The organism is Hydrogenophaga sp. R2 (assembly GCF_049843595.1).
In the GTDB taxonomy this organism is placed as follows: domain Bacteria; phylum Pseudomonadota; class Gammaproteobacteria; order Burkholderiales; family Burkholderiaceae_C; genus Hydrogenophaga.
In genome coordinates this window covers 316,657-340,382 of the sequence record NZ_JBBHZN010000004.1, presented here as the reverse complement: position 1 = coordinate 340,382, position 23,726 = coordinate 316,657, and the positions used below count along the sequence as shown (strand labels likewise).

Below are 23,726 nucleotides of genomic sequence, written 5' to 3'. Positions count from 1 at the left end.
TCAGGCTTCGTTGCTGGCGACGATGGACATCACGGCCATGCGGACCGCGATGCCGAAAGTGACCTGGGGCAGGATCACGCTCTGCGGGCCGTCCACCACGGCCGAATCGATCTCCACACCACGGTTGATGGGGCCGGGGTGCATGACGATGGCATCCGGCTTGGCCCAGCGCAGGCGCTCGGGCGTGAGGCCGAAGCTCTTGAAGTACTCCTGGCTGGAGGGCAGCAGCGCGCCGCTCATGCGTTCGTTCTGCAGGCGCAGCGCAATCACCACGTCGCAGTCCTTGATGCCCTCTTCCAGCGTGTGGCACACCCGCACGCCCATGTGCGACAGATCGGACGGCACCAGGGTGCGCGGACCCACCACACGCAGGTCGGGGCAGCCCAGGGTGGTGAGGGCATGGATGTCGGAGCGGGCCACGCGCGAGTGCAGCACGTCGCCCACGATGGCCACCGACAGGTTGGTGAAGTCGCGCTTGTAGTGGCGGATGGTGAACATGTCCAGCAGCCCCTGGGTGGGGTGGGCATGGCGGCCGTCGCCGGCGTTCACCACGTGCACATGCGGCGCCACATGCTGGGCGATCAGGTAGGGCGCACCCGACTCGCTGTGCCGCACCACGAAGATGTCGGCCGCCATGGCGCTGAGGTTGGCGATGGTGTCGAGCAGCGACTCGCCCTTGGCGGTGGAGCTGCGTGCGATGTCGAGGTTGATGACGTCGGCGCTCAGTCGCGTGGCCGCGATCTCGAAGGTGGTGCGGGTGCGGGTGCTGTTCTCGAAGAACAGGTTGAACACGCTCTTGCCGCGCAGCAGCGGCACCTTCTTGACCTCGCGGTTGCTCACGCTGGTGAAGCTCTCGGCCGTGTCCAGGATGTGGGTGAGCAGGTCGCGCGACAGCCCTTCGGTGGACAGCAGGTGGATCAGCTCGCCGTGGCGGTTGAGCTGGGGATTGCGGCGGGCACTCATGGCTGGCGGGCCTCCAGGACGAAACGGAACTGGCCGGACTCGGCCCGGGCCAGCGACAGGGTGCGGTCGGCCGGCACCGGCAGGCGGGCCGCCGCCAGATCGGCCTGGATCGGCAGCTCGCGACCGCCCCGGTCCACCAGCACCGCCAGCCGCACGCTGGCCGGGCGGCCGTGGTCGAACAGCTCGTTGAGCACCGCCCGCAGCGTGCGGCCGGTGAACAGCACATCGTCGATCAGCAGCAGGTGGGCGCCATTCACGTCGAACGGCAGCGAGGTCTGGCGCGCGTGGGCCAGGCCGCGCTGGGCGAAGTCGTCGCGGTGCATGGCCGATGACACGATGCCCGGCTCGCCGGCGCGGCCCAGGTCGCGCTGCAGCCGCTCGGCCAGCCAGGCACCGCCCGAGGTGATGCCCACCAGGTGGGTCGGCTGCGGGCCGCCGGCCAGCAGCGTGGTCACGCCGCTGCGCAGGGCGCCGTACAGCGCCTCGGCGTCGGGCAGGGGGTAATCCGGCAAGGGGTTCAAGGCAGGCTCCTCAGGAACTGTTCCAGGATGATGCAGGCCGACGCTGCGTCAGCGTCGGTGGCACCCAGGGCATGGGCTTCGGTGGTGCTGTAGCGCTCGTCCACCTCGAACACCGGCAGGCCGTGGCGGCCGCGCAGCTGGCGGGCGAACTTGCGGGCCAGCGTGGTGTTCTCGTGCTCGGCACCATCGGGATGAAACGGCACGCCCACCACCAGGGCGTCGGGCTGCCATTCGCGCAGGATGGTCGCCACCTGGGGCCAGCGCGCATCGCCTTCGGCCCGCATCGTCGGGCGCGGGGTGGCGGTGCGGGTGAGGCGGTTGCCGGTGGCCACGCCGGTGCGCTTGCGGCCCACGTCGAAGGCGACGAAGGTCTGGCAGTGCGCCGGCACGTCGGTGAGCTCAGGCGTGGCCGGCATCGCGGGAGAGCATCCAGGGTTGCAGGCCCAGCAGGGCCATGGCGCGTTCGTAGCGCTGGTCCACCGGGGCGTCGAAGATGATGGCGGGGTCGGCCTCGACCGTGAGCCAGGAGTTCTCGGTGATCTCGGACTCCAGCTGGCCCTTGGCCCAGGAGGCATAGCCCAGCGACACGAACACGCGGCGGGGGCCGGCGCCCAGGGCCATGGCCTCCAGCACGTCGCGCGAGGTGGTCATCTCCAGACCGCCGGGAATGCTCAGGGTGGAGGCGTACACGCCTTCACCGTCGTCACTCACCGCGTCGTGCAGCACGAAGCCGCGCTCGGTCTGCACCGGACCGCCCTGAAACACCGGCTGCTGCGCCAGGTCGTCGCGGGCCAGGGTCAGGTCGACCTTCTCGAACAGGCGCGAGAGCAGGATCTCGCCCGGCTTGTTGATGATCAGACCCAGGGCGCCACGTTCGCTGTGCTCGCACATGAACACCACGCTGCGGCCAAAAAGCTCGTCGCTGAGGCCGGGCATCGCAATCAGGAAATGATTGGTCAGGTTGATGGGGGCAGAATCAGCGGACATCGGCGGATTTTAAGCGGCCCCCCTCGCCCGGCCGACCGCCCCACCCCTGCATCCCCATCCCCGCCATGCAACGTTTCGACAGTGGACTCATGTGGTTCCGGCGCGATCTGCGCGCCACCGACAACACCGCCCTGCACCACGCCCTGGCCAGCTGCCGGCGGGTGTGGTGCGTGTTCGTGTTCGACCGCGAGATCCTCGACCCCCTGCCCCGCGCCGACCGCCGGGTGGAGTTCATCCGCGAATCGCTGGTGGAGCTCGATGCCCGGCTGCGCGAACTGGGCCAGGCCCACGGCGTGGAGGGCGCCGGCCTGATCGTGCTGCACGACACCGCGCGCAGCGCCATCCCGGCGCTGGCGCAGCAGCTGGGCGTGCAGGCGGTGTTCACCAACCACGACGACGAACCGGCCGCCCTGGCACGCGACGCCAGGGTGCTGGGCGATCTGGCCCACGCCGGCATCATCCTGCGCAGCTTCAAGGACCATGTGATCTTCGAGCGCCGCGAGGTGCTGACCCAGGCCGGCGGCGCCTTCGGCGTCTTCACGCCCTACAAGAACGCCTGGCTCAAGCGCCTGGGCGAAGAGCACCTGAAGGCCTGGCCGGTGGAGCCCCTGGCCGGCGCCCTGGCCCCGCGCCCGGCCGACCATGCGCGGCCGGTACCCACGCTGCAGGACATCGGCTTCGAGCCCACCAACCTGTCGCAGCTGCCCATGCCCACCGGGGCCAGCGGGGCCGGCCGGCTGCTGGACGATTTCGTGCAGCGCATCGAGCGCTACCAGGAGAGCCGCGATTTCCCCGCCGTCAAAGGGCCGAGCTACCTGAGCGTGCACCTGCGCTTCGGCACGGTGTCGGTGCGGCAGCTGGCCTCCCTGGCGTGGCCCATGCACCTGCAGGGCATGGCGGGTGCCAGCACCTGGCTGTCCGAGCTGGTCTGGCGCGACTTCTACCACCAGATCATGGCCAACTTCCCGCACGTGACCGAGCGGGCCTTCAAGCCGGAGTACGACCGCATCGCCTTCGAACACGGCGCACACGCCCAGGCGCTGTTCGAGGCCTGGTGCGAAGGCCGCACCGGCTACCCGCTGGTGGATGCGGCCATGGCCCAGATCAACCAGACCGGCTACATGCACAACCGGCTGCGCATGGTGGTGGCGAGCTTTCTGGTGAAGGATCTCGGCCTGCACTGGCAATGGGGCGAGCGCTACTTTGCCGAGAAGCTCATCGACTTCGACCTGGCCGCCAACAACGGCGGCTGGCAGTGGGCCAGCTCCAGCGGCTGCGACGCCCAGCCGTATTTCCGCATCTTCAACCCGGTGAGCCAGAGCGAGAAGTTCGACCCGCAGGGCAAGTTCATACGGCGCTACCTGCCTCAGCTCGCCGGCCTGTCGGACAAGTCCATCCACGCGCCCTGGGCCGCCCCTGCGATGGAGCGGCTGGCCGCCGGTGTGGAACTGGGCCGGAACTACCCGCACCCGGTGGTCGACCACGCGCTGGCGCGCGAGAAGACGCTGGAGCGTTACGCGGTCGTGAAAAAAGCCGCCTGAGGGGCGGCTTTCCTTTGTGGTGGCCCCGCGCTCAGGCCTGGGCTCAAGCCTCGGTGGGCGCGTGGGCGTAACGGGCCACCAGTGCCAGCAGGTCGTCTTCGGCGTAGGGCTTGCCCAGGTAGTGGTCCACGCCCAGTTCGCGGGCATGTTCGCGGTGCTTTTCGGCGATGCGCGAGGTGATCATGATCACCGGCAGCCCCTTGAGCGCCGCATCGTTGCGGATGTTGCGCACCAGGTCGAAGCCGTCCATGCGCGGCATCTCGATGTCCGACAGCACCACCGCCGGCCGCTCGGCCTGCAGCCGCTCCAGGGCCTGCAGACCATCGGCCGCCAGCGCCACGCGGTAGCCCTCGCGCTGCAGCAGGCGCTGCGTGACGCGGCGCACGGTGATGGAGTCGTCCACCACCAGCACCAGGGGCACGCTGGCCGCCACCGCATCGGCCGCAGTGCCGGCGGCACCACTGGCCACCGGAGCCGCCAGGCGTGAGGCGACCCAGCTGCGCACCTGCTCGCCGTACACGGTGGACAGCGCCACCGGGTTGTAGATGAGCACCACTGCGCCGGACGCCAGCACCGACATGCCGGCCAGACCGGGCAGGCGCGAGAGCTGCGCCCCGAGGTTCTTCACCACGACTTCCTGGCTGCCCAGCACCTCGTCCACATGCACCGCCACCCGTTGGGCCGCACTGCGGAAGATCACCACCGGCAGCGTGCGTCCCTGGGTCTCGGTCGAAGCGGCCGATGCCTGCAGCAGCGCACCCGACCAGTAGAACGGGACCGACTCGCCGCCATAGTCCATCTGGCCGCTGGCATACGCCGCTTCCAGCTCGGACGCCGACACCCTCCGCACCAGTTCGACCAGGTTGGAAGGCACGCCCACCGTCTGGTCGCCGGCACGCAGCATCACCACCTGCGTCACGGCGGTGGTCAGCGGCAGCACCAGCGTGAAACGGGTGCCCTCGCCACTGCGGCTGGCGGTCTCCACCCGACCGCCCAGACCGACCACGTCGCTGCGCACCACGTCCATGCCGATGCCGCGGCCGGCCAGCTCGGACACGCTCTGTGCGGTGCTGATGCCCGGCTCGAACACCAGCTGGGCCACACGCGGATCGGCCGCCGGCACGCTGTCGTCGATCAGCCCGGCGGCCAGGCCCTTCTCGCGCAGACGCTCCAGGTCGAGGCCGTTGCCGTCGTCGGCGAACACCACCGACACATCGTTGAGCTCCTGGGTGAGCGTGATCTCGATCTGGCCCTCGGCCGGCTTGCCGCGCGCGGCACGCACGTCGGGCGACTCGATGCCGTGCACCACGCAGTTGCGCAGCAGGTGCTCGAACGATGCGGTCATGCGGTCCAGCACCCCGCGGTCCATCTCGATGTTGCCGCCGGTGATGTCCAGCCGGACCTGCTTGCCGGTCTCCTTCGAGGCCTGACGCACCACGCGGTACAGGCGCTCGGAGATGCCTTCGAACTCCACCATGCGGGTGCGCAGCAGGTCGCGCTGCAGTTCGCGGGTCTGGCGGGCCTGGGCCACCAGGCTGTCTTCGGTGGATTCCACCGCGCGCTGCAGGTTGCGCTGCACCGTGGCCACGTCGTTGACCGACTCGGCCATCATGCGGGTGAGTTCCTGCACCCGGGTGAAGCGGTCGAACTCCAGCGGATCGAACGACTGGTCGGCATCGCGGGCCTGGGCCAGCCGGGACTGCATCTGCGACTCGGCCTGCAGCTCGATGTCACGCAGCTGCTGGCGCAGGCGGTCCAGGTTGCCGGTGAGGTCCTTGAGCGAGGCCCGCAAGGTGACCAGCTCGGACTCCATGCGCGAGCGGGTGATCAGCACCTCGCCAGCCTGGTTGACCAGGCGGTCCAGCAGCTCCGGGCGAACGCGCACGGCACTCTGGCTGCGGGCCGCCAGGGCCACCGGCGCCTGCGGTGTGGTCAGGCCGGTCAGACCGGTGCTGGCGCTCACCGTGGCGGTCGGTGCCGCCGGCTGCGCTGCCGGGGCGGCGTCGGCCGTCTCGTCCACCGCCACGGCAGCGGTGTCGCCTTCCGGTGCGGTCTGCAGCACGTCCTGCGCGGCGTCGGGATGGCGCAGCTGGTCGAAGCGGGCCACGATGGCATCGAAGGCCGCCTGCAGGGGCTCGATGTCGGCCGAACGCTGCACGTCGGAGCCCAGCCGCTCGGCCACGGTTTCCATGCGGTGGGCCATCTCGCCCAGTCGCAGCGCGCCGGCCAGCCGGGCGCTGCCCTTGAGGGTGTGCAGGTTGCGCAGCACCTCGGAACGCGCACTGGCGTTGTCCGGACGGGCGCTCCACTGGCGCAGGGCGCCTGCGAGCTGCGGCAGCAGTTCGTCGGCTTCCTCGCTGAAGATGGGGAACAGGTCGACGTCGATGGTGTCGACGGCATCGATGTCGTCGTCGATGTCCTGCACCGGCGCGGCACGCCGCTGCACCGGCGGCGCCGGCTGGGGCACCACGACCGGTACGACCGGCGGGACGGGAACAACGGGAGTGTCTGCGGCAGGTGCCTCGGCAGCGGGTTCGGCCGGCTCTGCGGCCGACACGCCCAGATGCGCCTGGCTCGCGGCCTCGCGCACGGCGGCCAGCAGCTCGGCATCCGGCGCCTTGAGGAAACCGGCGGCGAACTGGTGCAGCAGGCGCCGGATGTCTTCGGCGGCGTCGACGAACAGCCGGGCCAGCGACGACGACGCCACAAAGCCGTCCTGTTGGTGGGCAGCCACCATGCCCAGCGCATGCTCGAGCGCACGGGCCATCTGAGAAAGGCCGTCGAAACCGACGGTGGCCGAACTGCCCGCCAGCGAATGCGCCAGCGCTTCGGCCGCGTCCGGGACCGGCTCATGGCTCTCCAGCGCCCACTCCGACAGGATGGTGCTCAGGCGGCGGGACCACTCATCGGCCTCGTTCAGGTACACGTTGAACAGCTTGAGCCCGATGCGCAGCGGGCCGATGACGCGGACCTGCTCGTCAGAGGTCTCCTCCGGCGGCTCCGCCAGCAGTTCCTCGGCCGCGGGCTCGCTCAGCTCGATGGCTTCGACGATCTCGATGGCCTCGACCGCCTCGGGCATCTCTACAGGCGCCTCCGCCGGCGCCTCCACCGTTTCGTCATCCCGGTCGGGCTCCAGGAATTCGGCGTCCTCGTACGAGGCAAATATGGCCTCGGGCGCCGGAGTCTCTGGCGCCGTCGCCACCTCGGGCTCGGCCGGCGCATCGGCAACCGGTGCGGGATCGGCAAAGGCTTCCAGGCTGCCCAGGTCGATGTCGGCCAGCTCGGGCAGGGCCAGCGGCTCGGCGGGCAGGTCCGGCAGCGGCTGGCTGTCGAGATCGATCACCTCGACCACGGGCTCCGCTGGCGGCAGATCGTTCGCGGCCTCGGCGGGTGCCGACAGCGCGTCCAGCGGCTCCAGGGGAACGGGCGCCGACTGGTCGCGCAGGGCCTCGGCACTGCGGCGGAAGGCGGCAGCCGTCCACGCCGACGTGCGGCCGGCGGCAATGTCGTCGGCCCATTGACCGAAGGCCTGCAGCGCCTGCGCAGACAGGTCCAGCAGCTCTGCGCTCGCGGCGCGCTGCTCGGCCAGCGTGGCATTGAGCAGCTGCTCCATGGACCAGGCAGCCTCACCGAACTCGTTGAGGCCCACCATGCGCGAGCTGCCCTTGAGGGTATGGAATGCCCGGCGCAGCGTGGTGAGCTGTTCCAGGTCGCGGCCCTGGGCGTGCAGCTGGGCCACGGCCTCCTGGCCGTTGCCCACCACTTCACGGGCTTCCTCCAGGAAGATGCCCAGCAGGTCATCGTCCTCGACCTCCTGCGTCGTGATGCCGGCATCGGGCACCGGCGCGCTGGCCGAGGTGGACGCACTGAGGTCGACCAGCGCCTGGGCACCGGCCTGGGGATCGTTGGCCACCACGGCGTCGGCGGCTTCGCGGGCGGCACGGGCCACCGCCGGCTGATCGGCCAGCGATGCCTGCTCGGCCAGCTGGTCGAGCGCCTGGGTGATGTCGACCAGGGGCGTGCCCTCCTGCACGCTCTCCACCACTTCCTGCACGCCCTGGCTGAGCTCCAGCGCGTCCTGGGCGGCCGAGGGGCCGGGCACGTCGGCGGTGCCGACACGCCCCATGACCGGCTTGAGCTCGCCGGCCTGTTCGTCGAACACGAACAGCTTGCGGGCCAGCGTGGGCTGGTAGTTCAGCATGTCCACCAGGAAGCTCAGGGCGCTCAGGTTGTCGCCCAGCAGCTGGAAGGTGCCGGCGGCGCGGGCCTGCGCCTCGTCGATTTCGGTGTCGATCATCTGCTCGACCGAGGTGCGCATGCGGGCCACCGCATGCACCGCCTGGTCCAGACCCAGGACCGACAGCACGCCGCGCATCTGCGCCAGCTGGCTGGCCGCCACATGCAGACCCGCCTTGTCCTGGGGATCGCGGAAAAACTGGTCCAGCGCCTTCTCGGCCTCGCCCAGCGAGACCTTGAGTTCGCCCACCACACTGCCCATGGTCTGGCGGTCGCTCACCCGGCTGTAGAGCTGCTCCATCCAGACGTCCAGCGGCTGGGCAGGCGCACCGGACATGGCACCGTCCAGCCGGGATGCCAGCGCCTGGCTCCGCTCGGCCAGCTCGGTGGCATCGGGATCGAAGTCGTCGAACACGGCCTCCAGATACAGGGTGACGGTGGCCACCTCCATCGCCAGTTCGGGGGCCACACCGGTGGACGAGGCCACCGCGTGTTCGGCGGCGCGCACCAGGGAAGCAGCCAGAGCGGTGCTGGCCGGGTGCAGCTTGAGCAACGAATCGGCGATCAGGCCGATCTGTTCGCTGGCGGGTCGGGCGCGGGCGGCATCACCACCGGCGAAAAGCGACCAGGTTTCCTTGGCGGCATGGATGCGCTTGCGCGCCTGGGCCAGCACCGCCGGGTCGTACCGGCCGAGCGACGCGCGCTGGTAATCGACCGCCACCTGCCCCGCCAGGCCATGGGCCTGACGCACCGCCTGCAGTTGCGGCGTGCGCGCTGCATCGGCACCGGCGGCCTGAGCGCAGAAGAACAGCAGATCGTGCAGCAAGGTCTCGGAGACCTGGGTCTTGCCCTGCTGGAGGCTGGTGAACTGCAGCAGCACACGGGAGGTGGCCCGCTTGACGTGGACGTCGGCCGGGATGAGCCCCGCGGCCTGGGCCTCGAAGAAAGCGGCGGCCACGCGCCAGAAGGTGCGCTGCCGCGTTTGCGTGGCACCCGCCGACAGGCCGGCGCAGAACCGCGCCAGCGACTGCAGCGAGGCCGGGCTGTGGGTCTTGACCACCAGCAGCACCAGGCGGTCGAACAGGGAGCGCAAGGTGGCGCTCGGTTGCTGTGCGGTCACGCCGTCGGGCGCCGGCAGCTCGATGCCGCGGTGCTCGGCCGGCCAGAGATCGGCCGGGTGGATGCGCTCGGCGCCGGCCACCTCCTGCACATCGCGGTACTGGGGAAACAGGGCCACCGAGGGCAGCTGGCGCCCGCGCAGCACGCCCTCCAGGTACTCGATCAGGGCAAATCCGGCCCGTTCCACCCGCGCGGCGGCATCGGCCGTGCAGGTGTCGGGGCGCTGCACGAAGCGCTGCACCGCCGCCTCCATGCCCCGCAGCACCTGGGCCGGTGCGCTCAGACCGACCAGCTCCAGAGCGCCCACGGCCTGGTGGATCTGCTGCCGTGCCAGCCGCAGCGAGGCGGGATCGGCCAGCTCCAGATCACCCTGGCGGGCCTGCTCATGGTCCCTCAGGAACCGGCGGATGGCCTTGTTGGCGGCATCGAGCGATTTGCGGAGTTCCTCGAACACCCAGGCCAGCGGCCCCAGGTCTGCATCGGGGCTGTCCTTCGGTGCGCTGTCGGTGACGGGGTCAAGCATGGGCGTCCGTGGTGGGCTGGCAGAAGGGAATCGGGCGGCGGGTGTCAGGCGATCTTGAAACGCGCCACGGACTGGCGAAGTTCTTCGGCCATGGCAGAGAGCTCGCGCACCTGCTGGGCGGTGGACCGGGTACCTTCACCGGTCTGCTCGGTCACGGCAAAGATGTGCTGGATGTTGCCGGCCACCTCGTTGGCCGAATCGGCTTCGCGGGAGGCGGCGTCCGAAATCTGTTCAATCAGCTCGGCCAGTCGGCGCGACACGCGGTCGATCTCGGACAGGGCGGTACCGGCGTTGTCCGACAGCTTGGCCCCTTCCACCACACCCTGCGTGGAGCGCTCCATGGCGGCCACCGCGTCCTGCGTGTCGGTCTGAATGGCCTTCACGAGTGCGGCAATCTGGCGCGTGGCGTCGGCCGAGCGTTCGGCCAGCCGCTGCACTTCTTCCGCCACCACCGAGAAGCCGCGACCGGCTTCACCGGCGGATGCGGCCTGGATGGCGGCGTTCAGGGCCAGCACGTTGGTCTGTTCGGTAATGTCGGAGATCAGTTCGGTGATCTCGCCGATCTCCTGGGACGATTCGCCCAGCCGCTTGATCCGCTTGGAGGTTTCCTGGATCTGGTCGCGGATGGCGTTCATGCCGCCGATGGCGTCCTGCACGGCCTGCAGACCGGACTCGGCGGCCTGCAGCGATGCGCGGGCCACCTGGGCCGATTCCTGCGCCTGACCGGACACCTGGTTGATGCGCTGGGCCATGTCCAGCACCGACTGACCGGTCTCGCGGATCTCGCGCAGCTGCTCGGTGGAGGCCGCCAGCAGCTCGGTGGAGGTGGCCTCCACCGCCGACGTGGTCTGCGCCACGCGGGTCGCCGTGGCCTGCACGTTGCCCACCAGGGAGCGGAGCTCTTCCACCGTGTAGTTCACCGAGTCGGCGATGGCGCCGGTGATGTCCTCGGTCACGGTGGCTTCCTGGGTCAGGTCGCCTTCGGCCACCGTCTGCAGTTCGTTCATGAGCCGCAGAATGGCCGCCTGGTTGGCGTCGTTGATGCGCTTGGCATCCTGCTCCTGCGCCTCGGCGGCCAGCCGCTGGGCTTCGGCCACCAGCTGGCGCTGGCGGCTGTCCTGCAGCTGCACATAGGCCAGACCGGCCGCGCACAACAGGGCGAAGGTGGCGGAGATCAGCAGCGCCGCGAATTCGGTACCGCCCAGGCCCGAACGGGAGGACAGGCTTTCCTGCAGCTGCTGCAGGCCCAGGCGCAGGGGCTCGCTCTCGTTGACGATGCCCACCTGGGCTTCACGGGCCGACACCAGACCCTGCAGGTTGCCCAGGATGGCGCCGGCTTCGGTACGGGTCTGCTCGTAACGCTGCAGCAGCGCGTTCAGGCGTTCCTTGACCTGCTCGTCGGTGGCCGGACGCAGGCGAAGCTCTTCACTGCCCTTGAGCAGACCTTCGGAGATTTCCTTGAAGGTGTTGAGGTCCTTGCCCAGCAGGAACACAGCTTCCGGGCTCACGCCTTCGGCGGTCAGGAACTCGTTGGCCGACTTGCCGATGCGCTGGGTCAGCATCACCAGCTGGCCGGCCGCCGAGATCTCGGCGGCGGGCGCGTTCTGCTGCAGCTTGAGCGACGAGATCGTCTCGGCGATCTCCAGCAGGTCGGACGATTCGCGGTTGACGGTGCGCAGGGCGTTGCCCACCTGGGTCAGGATGGCCTGCTGGGCCAGCACGGTGCGGGCATTGGCTTCGGCCTGGTCAACCTTGGGCAGCAGGGTATCCAGCTGGCTGCTGTATTCGGCGCTCAGGGCGTCCAGGGCCATGTCCCCGTCACCCTGCTTGAGGCCGCGCACGCTGCGGGTGAGCACGCTGATGCTGTCCTGCACCTCGGCGAACGCCGACGGGCTGCCCACCAGGGCCTGGGACACGCTCTTGGCCAGCCGCTGCGACTGCATCAGCGCCTGACCACTGGTGGCCACCTGCTGACCGATCTTCTCGGTCTGGCTCAGCACGAAGAAGGTGATGGCACCCAGGACCACCAGGCCGAAGGCCAGCAGCACGGCCAGCGTGCGCTGATGCTGCTCGGCCGGTTTTCGGCCCAGCAGCGGCACGGACACCAGACCACCGCCCGCCAGCAACTGCTCGTCGTCCGGACTCAGATCGACGGCGCCGAAGGCAGCCTCGTCGGTGGGGGCCAGTCGGGCGGCGGCCAGCTCGGCCACGTCCTGGTCGGTCACGGTGGACAAGTCTGGCTCGTCAGCCGGTTTCTTCTTGAAAAGACCCTGGAATCGGTCAAGCGCAGCCATGTAATCACCTTCCCTCAGATAAAACAGATGACGTTGTGCAGACGGGCCACAGCCCTCAGGCAGCAATCAGGAGGAACCCGGGTTCGCTGACCAGTTGCTGCAGATCGATTTCCTGCCAGCGCTGGCCCTGGCTGTCCACCAGGACCCGTGTGATGAATGCCGGATCGTCAGGGCTGCAGTCCTCGATGGCCGAAAACTGGCCCGGACTGCGCAGACCGAGCAGCCGGTCGATCCACAACACGGCATTGAGCCCCAGGGCGGCATGCAGGCTCACCAGACGCGACTCGGAGGTGGTGCGGTCCGAAGTGCCGGCCGCCGGTCCCAGGCCCATGAGATGCGCCAGATCGATGACGCCGTTGAGGCCGCCCCGAAGGTTGGCCACGCCCACGAACCAGTCCTTGGTGTAGGGCACCCGCTGGATCGGCGCCAGCGGAAAGATCTCTCCCGACTGCACCAGCGGCAGCAGGAACTTGCGCCCACCGGCCTCGATGGCCAGCCAGGTGGCGGCAATCGCCTCGGACCTGGCGACCGTCAGACGCTCTGCCAGCCTTTCCTGCAACTCCTTGAGCGACTGTCGTTTGGCCATGCTGGGCGGGGGTACGTTGGGTGTCAGGTCTTGGGGTTGTCGCCTTTGGCAATCGCGGCGATCTTGGAAAGCAGTTCTTCGGCGTTCACGGGTTTGGTGACGTAGTCACGAGCGCCCTGGCGCATGCCCCACACCCGGTCGGTCTCCAGGCTCTTGCTGGTGCACATGATGATGGGGATGTGCGAGTACTTCGGGTCCTTGCTGATCGCCCGCGTCGCCTGGTAGCCATTCTGGTTGGGCATGACGACGTCCATCAGGATGAGGTCCGGCTTTTCGGCGTCAAGCTGACCAAAGGCAGCCTCGGCGTTCTCGGCGGTACAGACCGTGTAGCCATTTTTTCCCAGCAGGTCCGACAGGAACATCAGCTCGGTCTTGGAATCGTCCACGACAAGAATCTTGCGAATGGGCGTCGGTGCAGTGGCCATCATGCGACTCCGGTGAGGTTGGAACCGAACTGCTGCACCGCTTGCAGCAGCTGGTCTTTGGTGAAGGGTTTGGTGAGGTAGTCCTGCGAGCCGACCATGCGACCGCGGGCCTTGTCGAACACCCCGTCCTTGGACGAGAGCATCACCACCGGGATGCTGGCAAAGCGGGCGTTGCGCTTGATGATCGCGCAGGTCTGGTAACCGTCGAGCCGCGGCATGAGGATGTCGCAGAAGATCAGGTCGGGCTGGTAGTCGTTGATCTTGGCCAGGGCATCGAAGCCGTCCTCGGCCAGCAATACCTCGTGACCTCCCTGCTTGAGGAAGATCTCGGCACTGCGTCGGATGGTGTTGCTGTCGTCGACGACGAGGACCTTCAGGGGCGCTGCGTTGCTCACGGTGCGAGGACTCCCGGTTGTTGGACCGTCAGGGCTGGGACCGGCCGGATCGCGCAAATGTAGCGGGCATGGTAGCGGGATCGCCACCCTGGCTTACCAGGGCCGTGGTGCGCCGACGACAGGTCAGATCTGCACCATCTCGAAGTCTTCCTTGCGGGCACCGCACTCGGGGCAGGTCCAGTTCATGGGCACGTCGGCCCACGCGGTGCCGGGTGCAATGCCGTGTTCGGGTGCGCCGGCCGCCTCGTCGTAGATCCAGCCGCAGATCAGGCACATCCAGGTCTTGTTGTCGGTCATTTGGTCAGAAGCCCTATCGTAGAATGGCGCGATTGTATCGGCGCATCACCACGGTCCACGCCCGGGAAATTCCGATGCACGGCCGCTGATCCCGGGTGAATGGACAGCCTCCTGGTGAACGCGAACCCCCTGCCGGACGCACGTTGCGAGCCATGCCCGACACCTCCCCCGATTCCCTGCGCGACGACAGCTCCGCACCGGCCTCCCTCCCCTGCGTGCTGGTCTTCAATGCCAACGACCCCAGCGGCGCGGGCGGCCTGAGCGCCGACCTGACCGCCATGAGCAGTGCCTCGGTGCATGTGCTGGCGGTGGTCACCGGGGCCTACGTGCGCGACACCAGCGAGGTGCACGACCACATCGCCTTCGACGAGGAAGCGGTGGTCGACCAGGCCCGCTGCGCGCTGGAAGACATGCCGGTCCAGGCCTTCAAGGTGGGCTTCGTGGGCACGCCCGAGAACCTGAGCGCCATTGCCGGCATCACCAGCGACTACACCGATGTGCCGGTGATCGCCTACATGCCCGACCTCTCCTGGTGGGACGAGATGGCGATCGACACCTACCTGGACGCCTTCACCGAACTGCTGTTGCCGCAGACCACGGTGCTGGTGGGCAACCACAGCACCCTGTGCCGCTGGCTGCTGCCCGAGTGGGAGGGCGACCGGCCGCCCCATGCCCGAGAGATCGCCCGGGCCGCTGCGGTGCACGGCGTGCCCTACACGCTGGTGACCGGCTTCAACGCGGCCGACCAGCACCTGGAAAGCCACCTGGCCTCGCCCGAGACGGTGCTGGCCAGTGCGCGCTACGAGCGTTTCGAGGCCACCTTCAGCGGCGCCGGCGACACCCTGTCGGCCGCCCTGTGCGCCCTCATCGGCGGCGGTGCCGACCTGCAGTCGGCCTGCGCCGAAGCCCTCACCTACCTCGACCAGTGCCTGGACGCCGGCTTCCAGCCCGGCATGGGCCATGCCGTGCCCGACCGCCTGTTCTGGGCCCATGACGACGAACCCGACGACGATGCCGCCGACCCGCCCGGGGACACCGGCACCGACAGCACGCTGGATGCCGACGACTTTCCGCTCGACACCACCCGCCACTGAAACCCTGCCGACGCTGCCACCATGACCGACCGCAACCAGATCCTGTTCGACCGCGCCAAAGCCCTGATTCCCGGCGGCGTGAATTCCCCGGTGCGTGCCTTCCGCGCCGTGGGCGGCACGCCGCGCTTCGTGCAGCGTGCCCAGGGCGCCTATTTCTGGGACGCCAACGGCCAGCGCTACATCGACTACATCGGCTCCTGGGGTCCCATGATCCTGGGCCATGGCCATCCGGCCGTGGTGGAGGCCGTACAGAAGGCCGTGCTGGAAGGCTTCTCGTACGGCGCGCCGACCGAGCGCGAAGTGGAGCTGGCCCAGGCCATCGTCGACCTGGTGCCCAGCATCGAGATGGTCCGCCTGGTGTCCTCCGGCACCGAGGCCGGCATGAGCGCCATCCGCCTGGCGCGCGGCGCCACCGGCCGCAAGAAGATCATCAAGTTCAACGGCTGCTACCACGGCCATGCCGACGCGCTGCTGGTCAAGGCCGGGTCCGGCCTGGCCACCTTCGGCCACCCCACCAGCTCCGGCGTGCCGCCCGAGGTGGTGCAGCACACCCTGGTGCTGGAGTACAACGACATCGCCCAGCTCGAAGAGGCCTTTGCCGAGCACGGCAACGACATCGCCTGCCTGATGATCGAACCGATTGCCGGCAACATGAACTTCGTGCGGGCCAGCGTGCCCTTCGTGAAGCGCTGCCGCGAGCTGTGCACCCAGCACGGCGCCCTGCTGGCCTTCGACGAGGTCATGACCGGCTTCCGCGTGGCCCTGGGCGGCGCGCAGAGCGTGTACGCCAAGCTGATCCCCGGTTTCGAGCCCGACATGACGGTCATGGGCAAGGTGATCGGTGGCGGCATGCCGCTGGCAGCCTTCGGTGCCAAACGCGCCGTGATGGAACAGCTGGCTCCGCTGGGCGGCGTCTACCAGGCCGGCACCCTGTCGGGCAACCCGGTGGCCACCGCCTGCGGCCTGGCCACCCTGGCCGAGATCCGCAAGCCCGGTTTCTACGAAGCGCTGGGTGCGCGCACCCGCTCGCTGGTGGATGGCCTGAAGGCCGCCGCCGCTGCCGAAGGCGTGCCGTTCTGCGGCGACAGCGAAGGTGGCATGTTCGGCTTCTTCCTGATGCCCGAACTGCCGCAGAACTACCCCACCGTCATGACCACCGACGGCGCGAAGTTCAACGCCCTGTTCCACGGCCTGCTGGACCGCGGCATCTACATCGCCCCGGCGCTGTACGAGGCCGGCTTCGTGAGCGCGGCCCACACCGAGCAGGACATCGCGGACACCGTGTCAGCCGCCCGCGACATCTTCAAGACGCTCAGTGCCTGAAGTGGCGCACGCCTGAGAAGACCATGACCACGCCGCGCTCGTTGGCGGCGTCAATCACTTCCTGATCGCGCATCGAGCCGCCCGGCTGGATGACGCAGGTGGCACCAGCGTCCACCACCACGTCCAGGCCGTCGCGGAACGGGAAGAAGGCATCGCTGGCCACGGCCGTGCCCTGCAGGGTGAGCTTCGCATGACCGGCCTTGATGCTGGCGATGCGGGCCGAATCCAGGCGGCTCATCTGGCCTGCGCCCACGCCCATGGTCATGCCGTCCTTGCAGAAGACGATGGCGTTGCTCTTGACGAACTTGGCCACCTTCCAGGCGAACATCAGGTCGTCGAGCTGCTGCTCGGTGGGCTGCAGCTTCGTCACCACCTTGAGGTCGGCGCGCTGCAGCACATGGTTGTCGGCGCTCTGGATCAGCAGACCCGATCCGATGCGCTTGATGTCGCTGATGTTCAGGCCGCGCTCCCAGGCGGTGGCGCCGCCCGGCGGCAGCGCGATCTCGAGCACGCGCACGTTCACCTTGGACTTGAACACCTCCAGCGCCTCGGCCGAGTAGCCGGGGGCCATGAGCACCTCGACGAACTGCTTGCTCACGGCCTCGGCCGCGGCCTTGTCCAGCGGGCGGTTGAAGGCAATGATGCCGCCGAAGGCGCTGGTGGGATCGGTCTGGAAGGCCTTGCTGTAGGCCTGCAGCGGGTCGGCACCCACGGCCACGCCGCAGGGGTTGGCGTGCTTGACGATGACGCAGGCCGGCGCATCGAAGCTCTTGACGCATTCCCACGCGGCATCGGCGTCGGCGATGTTGTTGTAGGACAGCTCCTTGCCCTGCAGCTGGCGCGCCGTGACCAGCGAGCCCGGGGCCGGGTGCAGGTCGCGGTAGAAGGCCGCCGTCTGGTGTGGGTTCTCGCCGTAGCGCAGGTCCTGCAGCTTGACGAAGCGACCGTTGGCCTGGCCCGGGTACTCGCTGCGCTGGGGCACAGCCGCGGCTTCATCGAACTCGATGGCCGAGAGGTAGTCGCTGATGGCGGCGTCGTAGTTGCTGATGCGGTTGAACGCCGCCACCGACAGCGCAAAGCGGGTCTTGAGCGAAATCTGGCCGTGGGCCTGCAGTTCTTCGATGACGCCGGCGTACTGCGACGCATCGGTCAGCACCGCCACGTCCTTCCAGTTCTTGGCCGCGCTGCGCACCATGGCCGGGCCGCCGATGTCGATGTTCTCGATGGCGTCGTCCAGCGTGCAGCCGGCCTTGGCCACGGTGACCTCGAACGGGTAGAGGTTGACCACCAGCAGGTCGATGGTGTCGATGCCATGGGCCTTCAAGGCGGCCATGTGTTCGGGCAGGTCGCGCCGGGCCAGCAGGCCGCCGTGCACCTTGGGGTGCAGGGTCTTGACGCGGCCGTCCAGCATTTCGGGGAAGCCGGTGACCTCGGCCACTTCGGTGACCGGCAGCCCCTGTTCGGCCAGCAGCTTGGCGGTGCCGCCGGTGGAGATCAGGGTGACGCCCTGGCGGTGCAGGGCCTGGGCCAGCTCGACGATGCCGGTCTTGTCGGAGACGGAGATGAGTGCGCGCATGGGAATGGTCAAGGTTGAGGAATTCAGTCGATGAGGCCGTGTTCGACCAGCTTCTTGCGCAGGGTGTTGCGGTTCAGGCCCAGCCATTGCGCGGCGCGCGACTGGTTGTGCTGGGCCTGTTCCATCACCACCTCGAGCAGCGGACGCTCCACCGCCTTGACCAGCATGTCGTGCAGGTTGGCGGGTTCGGTGCCGTCGAGGTCCTGGAAGTAGCCCTCCAGGCTGGAGCGCACGCAGTCGTGCAGGTTGTTGTTCTTTTTCATGCAGCCAGTTTCCACGGAAGGATGGACGCACCCGCCTGCCAGGCGTCGAAGCTGCGGGTCACGGCCTGCAGCTGTTCGTCGATGGTGGTGGTGCTGTTGATCAGGTGCCGGAAGGCGTCGGCCTCGGCCGGAGCCACCGGCAGCGAGCGCACATACCAGCCCAGGTGCTTGCGGGCGCTGCGCACACCGGTGAACTCGCCGTAGAGGTCGTAGTGGTCGTGCAGGTGGTCGAGCAGCCAGGGGCGCACCTCGGCCAGATCGGGCGGCGGCAGGTGCTCGCCCGTGGCGAGGAAGTGCGCGATCTCGCGAAAGATCCAGGGCCGCCCCTGCGCCGCGCGGCCGATCATCAGCGCATCGGCGCCGGTGTGGCGCAGCACCTCGCGGGCGCGCTCGGGGGAATCGATGTCGCCATTGGCCACCACCGGGATGCGCAGGCGGCTCTTGATGTGGGCCACGGTGTCGTGTTCGGCCTGGCCCTTGTAGCCCTGCTCGCGGGTGCGGCCGTGCACGGTGAGCATCTGCACGCCCGCGGATTCGGCCGCCAGCGCCAGCACCGGTGCGTTGCGCACCGACTGGCACCAGCCGGTGCGCATCTTGAGGGTGACCGGCACCCCGTGCGGAGCGCAGGCCGCCACCACCGCCTGAATGATCTGCAGCGCCAGCGCCTCGTCCTGCATCAGGGCCGATCCGGCCCACTTGTTGCAGACCTTCTTGGCCGGGCAGCCCATGTTGATGTCGATGATCTGGGCGCCACGGTCGATGTTGTAGCGGGCAGCGTCGGCCATCATGGGCGCGTCGGTGCCGGCGATCTGCACCGCAATGGGCGCGGCCTCGCCGTCGTGGTTGGCACGGCGCGAGGTCTTCAGGCTGTCCTGCAGGTCGGGACGGCTGGTCACCATCTCGCTGACCGCGTAGCCGGCCCCCAGCCGCTTGCACAGCTTGCGGAACGGACGGTCGGTCACCCCCGCCATGGGGGCGACGAACAGCGCGTTCGGCAGGGCGTAGGGGCCGATCTGCATGGGGGTCGGGGGATGTGGCGGGAGGGGGTGTTCGGGCCAGGGAGACGGCCCGCAAGGCCGGCCGGCGAAGCGCGCATTGTACTGCCCACTTTTTGAGCACCCCGACCCCGCCGATCCGGCGGCCGCCTTCCTACAATGCCCCACCCATGCCCACCTGGTTCACCCCGCTCATGCACTGGCTGGCCCTGCCCGAGGTCGGCCTGAGCACCGTCTTTGTGGTGGCCTTCGTCTCGGCCACCCTGCTGCCCATGGGCTCGGAGCCGGCCGTGTTCGGCCTCATCAAGCTCAACCCCGAACTGTTCTGGCCGGCCATCCTGGTGGCCACCGCCGGCAACACCCTGGGCGGCGCGGTGAGCTGGGCCATGGGCCTGGGCGCCCACAAGGCGGTGGAACACGCACGGGGCGCCGGGCACAGCGCCACCGAACTGCGCGCCCTGCTCTGGCTGCGCCGCTTCGGCCCCAAGGCCTGCATGCTGAGCTGGCTGCCGGTGGTGGGCGACCCGCTGTGCGCCGTGGCAGGCTGGCTGCGCCTGCCCTTCTGGCCCTGCGTGGCCTACATGGCCATCGGCAAGCTGGGACGGTACGTGGTGATGACGTCGGGTCTGCTCTGGGTGTTTCCGGGCGCGGTGGGTTGACCGGGCTGTCACCCGCAGCACCTGCGGGTGAACCCTGATGCGCCACACTCGGGCGATGTCCAGCGCCGCCCTCGCACGCCCTTCGCTCCCGCCCGTGTTGTGGGCGCTGATGGTGGGCAACTTCGTCATCGGCACCGGGGTGATGGTGGTGCCCGGCACGCTGACCGACATCAGCCAGTCGCTGGGGGTGTCCATCCCCAAGGCCGGGCAGCTGATCACGGCAGCCGCCGTCCTGATGGGCGTGGGTGCGCCCCTGTTCGCATCGCTCGTGGCCGGGTGGGACCGCCGGCGGCTGCTGGCGCTCTCGCTGGTCTGGTACGGCCTGCTCACCCTGGCCTGCGCGCTGGCGCCCAGTTACCCGGTGCTGCTGGTGCTGCGGGTGCTGGCCGTGGTGTCGCCGGCCATCTTCACGCCGCAGGCCGCTGCCAGCGTGGGCCTGCTGGTGGAGCCGCAGCAACGGGGGCGGGCCATCACCTTCATCTTTCTGGGCTGGTCGGTGGCGTCCGTCATGGGCATGCCGCTGTCGGCCTTCATCGGCGGCACGCTGGGCTGGCGCTGGGCCTTCGGGCTGGTGGGGGTGCTGGCGCTGCTGAGTGCCCTGTGGGTGTGGCGGGCCATGCCGGATGGCGTGAAACCCGCCGCCCTGTCGCGCCAGGCCTGGGCCGCCACGCTGGGCTCGTCGGCCCTGATGATGGCCGTGGGCGTGACCCTGCTCTCGGCCTTTGGCCAGTTCACGCTGTTCTCCTACTTTGCCCCCTACCTGCTGCAGACCCTGGGCCTGAGCGGCGGCAGCCTGTCGCTGATGTTCCTGTGGTTCGGCGCGTTCGGGCTGCTGGGCAACGTGATGCTGTCGCGCTGGATCGACCGCATCGGCGCCCCGCGCGCCGTGCTGCTCACCCTGGGCTCGATGGCGCTGTGCCTGATGCTGTGGCCGCTGGGCCGGCTGGGCATCTGGCAGCAGGCCCTGGTGCTGGTGCCGTGGGCGCTGGGCTGCTTCTCGGCCAACTCGGCGCAGCAGGCGCGGCTGGTGCAGCTCTCGCCGTCGCTGGCCTCGGCCACGGTGGCGCTCAACACCTCGGCCATGTACGGTGGCCAGGCCATGGGCGCAGCCCTGGGCGGCGCCATGATCGCCAGCGGCCAGATGCTGCAGCTGCACTGGGTGGGCCTGGTGGTGCTGGGCAGCGCCATGGCCCTGAGCGTCTGGGCCGCGTCGCGCCAGATGCGGCCGATGGTGGCGACCTGAGGGTCGCCGGCCGGCCTTCAGGGCGGCCTGGTCACTGCAGGGTGTCGCGGGGCTTGTTGCCCAGGAAATGCCCACGCGGCGAGAGCATGACGCCGGACGACCTCGGGCTGGATGGCCACTGGGGTGACGACGGAGGCGTTCGGGGCGACCCGGGCACACCCCCCTGTGACGGCTCGATCACCTGGTAGCGCTCGAACACCAGGAACTCGACGCAGACCTCGCCTTCCACGTCGTCGTCCGGCGACGGGTCGATCTGGATCGGAGGCGGTGGCGACGAACCAGGGACCGGTGGAAGCTCCGGCATGGGCCGCTGGTCGTTGAACAGATTCAGCCTGGGCACCTGTCGATGCGAGTCCGTCAGCGCGAACCGGGGCGACAGTGGCGCGCCCCCGGACGACCCGCTGTCGATCTGGCGCGGCCTGGTCGGCTTGAAGGGCGAGGGGCTTTCGAGCGGGAGCTGACGATCGGACGTGCTCGAGTGGAGCAGGACGGATTTCGGCCGGGGGCTGAAGTGGGAGATCCGCTTGCCCGATGGTTTGTCGTTCGGCGTGGCCTGCTTTGCCCAGGCCCCGGACAGGGGCGATGTCGCGGGGGATGGCGGTCCTTCCGGCGAGGGCAAGGACATCGAAAGGGGGAAAACGATCGGGGGGATGTCGGGGGATCGGGGGCTCATGGAAGGACAGGCAGGTGATGGAGACCTCCCTGAGTGACAGCCGGGCCGGCTCCAATCCCTGGCGCGCGTCCGGCCGTCAACCACCCGTCCAGCGGCGGCGGCTCAGAAACGCTCGGCGGCACCCAGGCAGCGCCACTGCCCGGCGGCCATGCCGTCCAGCCCGATGCGGCCGATGCGCTGGCGGTGCAGCTCCGCGGTCAGCCCGGCGCGGGCGGTGCGGTGGGCCGGCTCGTCCGGCATGTCGTGCTTGAAAGCCAGGCGCAGACGGCGGTCGCTCTGCCAGCTGGCCTTGAGCGACGGCAGTTCGCGCCCGTCGAAGTACAGCGGCTTGCCGATGGACCGCAGCACCGCCTCGCGAGCATCAGGGGTGGTGGGCGCATCGGTCACGTCGGCCAGCCACTCCTGCTCCAGCGGCGACTGCCGGTCGGTGACGCGGCGGGCCACGCCCGGGCTCTGGGTGAACACCATCAGGCCGCTGGCGGCCGCCGGCAGGGGCGAGACCGGCAGCAGCCGGTGCAGCAGCGCGCGCAGCAGGCGCCGGCCCGAGGCGTCGGTGCGGCTGCGCTGCGCGGCACCGAACCACTGGCGGGCCAGGGCGTCGGGCAGGGTGGCATCGGGCGGCACCACCACGCCGGCCGGCTTGTGCCAGACCAGGGTGGCCGGCGGCAGGGGCTCGGCCCGGGCCTGGGGGGCCAGGGTGATGACCTGCCCTGGCCGCACACGGGCCTGGGGTTCTTCTGTCACCGTGCCGTCCACACTGACCCAACCACCCGCGATGTAGAGCTCGGCATCGCGCCGCGAGCAGCCCATCTGGGCGGCCAGCTGCTTGGCCAAGCGCTGCGCGTCGTCGGTCACCGGGCTGCGACCGGGTTCAGACGTTGAACAGGAAGTTGAGCACGTCGCCGTCCTTGACGACGTACTCCTTGCCTTCGGCACGCATCTTGCCGGCGTCCTTGGCGCCCTGCTCGCCCTTGAAGGCGATGTAGTCGTCGAACGCGATGGTCTGGGCGCGGATGAAGCCGCGCTCGAAGTCGCCGTGGATGACGCCGGCCGCCTGGGGCGCGGTGTCGCCGATGTGGATGGTCCAGGCGCGCACCTCCTTCACGCCGGCGGTGAAGTAGGTCTGCAGGCCCAGCAGCTTGAAGCCGGCGCGGATCAGGCGGTTCAGGCCCGGTTCGTCCTGGCCCAGTTCCTTGAGGAATTCGAGCCGGTCGGCGTCGTCCATCTCGGAGAGTTCGGCCTCGATCTTGGCGCAGATGGCCACCACCGGGGCGTTCTGGGCGCTGGCGTATTCGCGCAGGCGGTCCAGGAAGGGGTTGTTCTCGAAGCCGTCCTCGGCCACGTTGCCCACGAACATGGCCGGCTTGGCGGTGATCAGGCACAGCGGCTTGAGCAGCGCCTTTTCCTGGTCGCCCAGGGCCAGGGTGCGCACCGGCTTGCCCTCGTCGAGCACCGCCTGCACCTTGGTCAGCAGGGCCACCAGGGCGGCGGCTTCCTTGTCGTTGCCGCTCTTGGCGGCCTTGGTGTAGCGCTGCAGGGCCTTCTCGACCGTGCCCAGGTCGGCCAGGCACAGCTCGGTCTGGATGACCTCGATGTCGGCGATCGGGTCGACCTTGTTGGCCACGTGGATGACGTTGGGGTCCTCGAAGCAGCGCACCACGTTGACGATGGCGTCGGTCTCGCGGATGTGGGCCAGGAACTGGTTGCCCAGGCCTTCGCCCTTGCTGGCACCGGCCACCAGACCGGCGATGTCCACGAACTCCACGATGGCCGGCACGATGCGCTCGGGCTTGACGATGTCGGAGAGCTGCTGCAGGCGCGGGTCGGGCACTTCCACCACGCCCACGTTGGGCTCGATGGTGCAGAAGGGGTAGTTCTCGGCGGCGATGCCGGCCTTGGTCAGGGCGTTGAACAGGGTGGACTTGCCCACATTGGGCAGGCCCACGATGCCGCATTTGAGGCTCATGGAGGGCTTTCGGGTCGGTCGGGGAAACCGCGAATTTTAAAGGGCGG

General features: G+C 69.2%; 21 protein-coding genes. 5 read left to right on the top strand and 16 right to left on the bottom strand.

Features of this window, described 5'->3' with window-relative positions; genetic code table 11:
* Genes WD026_RS15005 through WD026_RS14990 form a run of 4 tightly spaced genes read right to left on the bottom strand, consistent with a single transcriptional unit; the run spans nt 1 to nt 2,471 of the window.
* Nucleotides 1-963, bottom strand: a complete 963-nt coding sequence (locus WD026_RS15005) for an aspartate carbamoyltransferase catalytic subunit (protein WP_425724465.1) — start codon at nt 961-963, stop codon at nt 1-3.
* Nucleotides 960-1,484 carry a bifunctional pyr operon transcriptional regulator/uracil phosphoribosyltransferase PyrR gene (gene pyrR, locus WD026_RS15000; RefSeq protein WP_425724464.1) on the bottom strand — a complete coding sequence of 175 codons (525 nt, stop codon included), beginning with the start codon at nt 1,482-1,484 and terminating at the stop codon, nt 960-962. The genes WD026_RS15005 and pyrR overlap by 4 nt, the downstream gene beginning before the upstream one ends.
* On the bottom strand, nt 1,481-1,900 hold the full coding sequence (gene ruvX, locus WD026_RS14995; RefSeq protein ID WP_425724463.1) for a Holliday junction resolvase RuvX: 420 nt from the start codon (nt 1,898-1,900) through the stop codon (nt 1,481-1,483). The genes pyrR and ruvX overlap by 4 nt, the downstream gene beginning before the upstream one ends.
* Nucleotides 1,884-2,471 (bottom strand): YqgE/AlgH family protein, encoded by a 588-nt coding sequence (locus WD026_RS14990; RefSeq protein WP_425724462.1) that lies wholly within the window; start codon nt 2,469-2,471, stop codon nt 1,884-1,886. Before WD026_RS14990 ends, ruvX begins: the two co-directional genes overlap by 17 nt.
* Before the next feature lie 65 nt (nt 2,472-2,536).
* Here WD026_RS14990 and WD026_RS14985 point away from each other — a divergent pair, with 65 nt between their 5' ends.
* Nucleotides 2,537-4,012, top strand: a complete 1,476-nt coding sequence (locus WD026_RS14985) for a cryptochrome/photolyase family protein (RefSeq protein ID WP_425724460.1) — start codon at nt 2,537-2,539, stop codon at nt 4,010-4,012.
* A gap of 43 nt (nt 4,013-4,055) precedes the next feature.
* Here WD026_RS14985 and WD026_RS14980 read toward each other — a convergent pair whose 3' ends face one another.
* The 6 genes from WD026_RS14980 to WD026_RS14955 form a co-directional block, all read right to left on the bottom strand.
* Entirely contained in the window at nt 4,056-9,890 is a 5,835-nt protein-coding gene (locus WD026_RS14980) for an Hpt domain-containing protein (protein ID WP_425724459.1), read from the bottom strand.
* A gap of 44 nt (nt 9,891-9,934) precedes the next feature.
* Entirely contained in the window at nt 9,935-12,184 is a 2,250-nt protein-coding gene (locus WD026_RS14975) for a methyl-accepting chemotaxis protein (RefSeq protein WP_425724458.1), read from the bottom strand.
* Between the two features lie 55 nt (nt 12,185-12,239).
* Complete coding sequence (locus tag WD026_RS14970) at nt 12,240-12,770, bottom strand: chemotaxis protein CheW (protein WP_425724457.1); 531 nt, start codon at nt 12,768-12,770, stop codon at nt 12,240-12,242.
* Nucleotides 12,771-12,793: 23 nt separating this feature from the next.
* Nucleotides 12,794-13,195, bottom strand: coding sequence for a response regulator (locus WD026_RS14965; RefSeq protein WP_425724456.1), 402 nt, complete (start codon nt 13,193-13,195; stop codon nt 12,794-12,796).
* Entirely contained in the window at nt 13,195-13,590 is a 396-nt protein-coding gene (locus tag WD026_RS14960; protein ID WP_425724455.1) for a response regulator, read from the bottom strand. The genes WD026_RS14965 and WD026_RS14960 overlap by 1 nt, the downstream gene beginning before the upstream one ends.
* A 123-nt stretch (nt 13,591-13,713) precedes the next feature.
* Complete coding sequence (locus WD026_RS14955; RefSeq protein ID WP_086121230.1) at nt 13,714-13,887, bottom strand: rubredoxin; 174 nt, start codon at nt 13,885-13,887, stop codon at nt 13,714-13,716.
* A 152-nt stretch (nt 13,888-14,039) separates the two neighbouring features.
* Between WD026_RS14955 and thiD the strand changes: the two genes are divergently transcribed.
* Together thiD and hemL are read left to right on the top strand one after the other, a co-directional pair.
* A complete protein-coding gene (gene thiD, locus WD026_RS14950; protein ID WP_425724454.1) occupies nt 14,040-14,981 on the top strand; it encodes a bifunctional hydroxymethylpyrimidine kinase/phosphomethylpyrimidine kinase in 942 nt (313 codons plus the stop codon).
* A gap of 21 nt (nt 14,982-15,002) precedes the next feature.
* Nucleotides 15,003-16,304: a glutamate-1-semialdehyde 2,1-aminomutase gene (gene hemL, locus WD026_RS14945; RefSeq protein WP_425724453.1), complete on the top strand. Its 1,302-nt coding sequence runs from the start codon at nt 15,003-15,005 to the stop codon at nt 16,302-16,304.
* Here the strand turns inward: hemL and purH are convergent.
* The 3 genes from purH to dusB are packed head-to-tail and all read right to left on the bottom strand — an operon-like array spanning nt 16,294 to nt 19,162.
* Nucleotides 16,294-17,886 carry a bifunctional phosphoribosylaminoimidazolecarboxamide formyltransferase/IMP cyclohydrolase gene (gene purH / locus WD026_RS14940; protein ID WP_425724499.1) on the bottom strand — a complete coding sequence of 531 codons (1,593 nt, stop codon included), beginning with the start codon at nt 17,884-17,886 and terminating at the stop codon, nt 16,294-16,296. The two genes, hemL and purH, sit on opposite strands and share 11 nt — an antisense overlap.
* 17 nt (nt 17,887-17,903) lie before the next feature.
* Entirely contained in the window at nt 17,904-18,143 is a 240-nt protein-coding gene (locus WD026_RS14935; protein WP_425724452.1) for a Fis family transcriptional regulator, read from the bottom strand.
* Nucleotides 18,140-19,162: a tRNA dihydrouridine synthase DusB gene (dusB, locus tag WD026_RS14930; protein WP_425724451.1), complete on the bottom strand. Its 1,023-nt coding sequence runs from the start codon at nt 19,160-19,162 to the stop codon at nt 18,140-18,142. Before dusB ends, WD026_RS14935 begins: the two co-directional genes overlap by 4 nt.
* A 146-nt stretch (nt 19,163-19,308) precedes the next feature.
* Between dusB and WD026_RS14925 the strand changes: the two genes are divergently transcribed.
* Both WD026_RS14925 and WD026_RS14920 read left to right on the top strand, forming a co-directional pair.
* Entirely contained in the window at nt 19,309-19,797 is a 489-nt protein-coding gene (locus WD026_RS14925) for a YqaA family protein (RefSeq protein WP_425724450.1), read from the top strand.
* A gap of 55 nt (nt 19,798-19,852) precedes the next feature.
* Nucleotides 19,853-21,040, top strand: a complete 1,188-nt coding sequence (locus tag WD026_RS14920; RefSeq protein ID WP_425724449.1) for an MFS transporter — start codon at nt 19,853-19,855, stop codon at nt 21,038-21,040.
* 31 nt (nt 21,041-21,071) lie between these two features.
* On the opposite strand, the gene WD026_RS14915 is transcribed toward WD026_RS14920, so the two are convergent.
* From WD026_RS14915 to ychF, 3 genes are all read right to left on the bottom strand, one after another.
* Nucleotides 21,072-21,380, bottom strand: a complete 309-nt coding sequence (locus WD026_RS14915; protein WP_425724448.1) for a hypothetical protein — start codon at nt 21,378-21,380, stop codon at nt 21,072-21,074.
* Between the two features lie 435 nt (nt 21,381-21,815).
* The gene (locus WD026_RS14910) at nt 21,816-22,568 is read right to left on the bottom strand and encodes an RNA pseudouridine synthase (RefSeq protein WP_425724447.1); all 753 of its coding nucleotides are present in this window, start codon (nt 22,566-22,568) and stop codon (nt 21,816-21,818) included.
* Between the two features lie 16 nt (nt 22,569-22,584).
* Nucleotides 22,585-23,679, bottom strand: coding sequence for a redox-regulated ATPase YchF (gene ychF / locus WD026_RS14905; protein ID WP_425724446.1), 1,095 nt, complete (start codon nt 23,677-23,679; stop codon nt 22,585-22,587).
* Nucleotides 23,680-23,726: the final 47 nt, after the last annotated feature.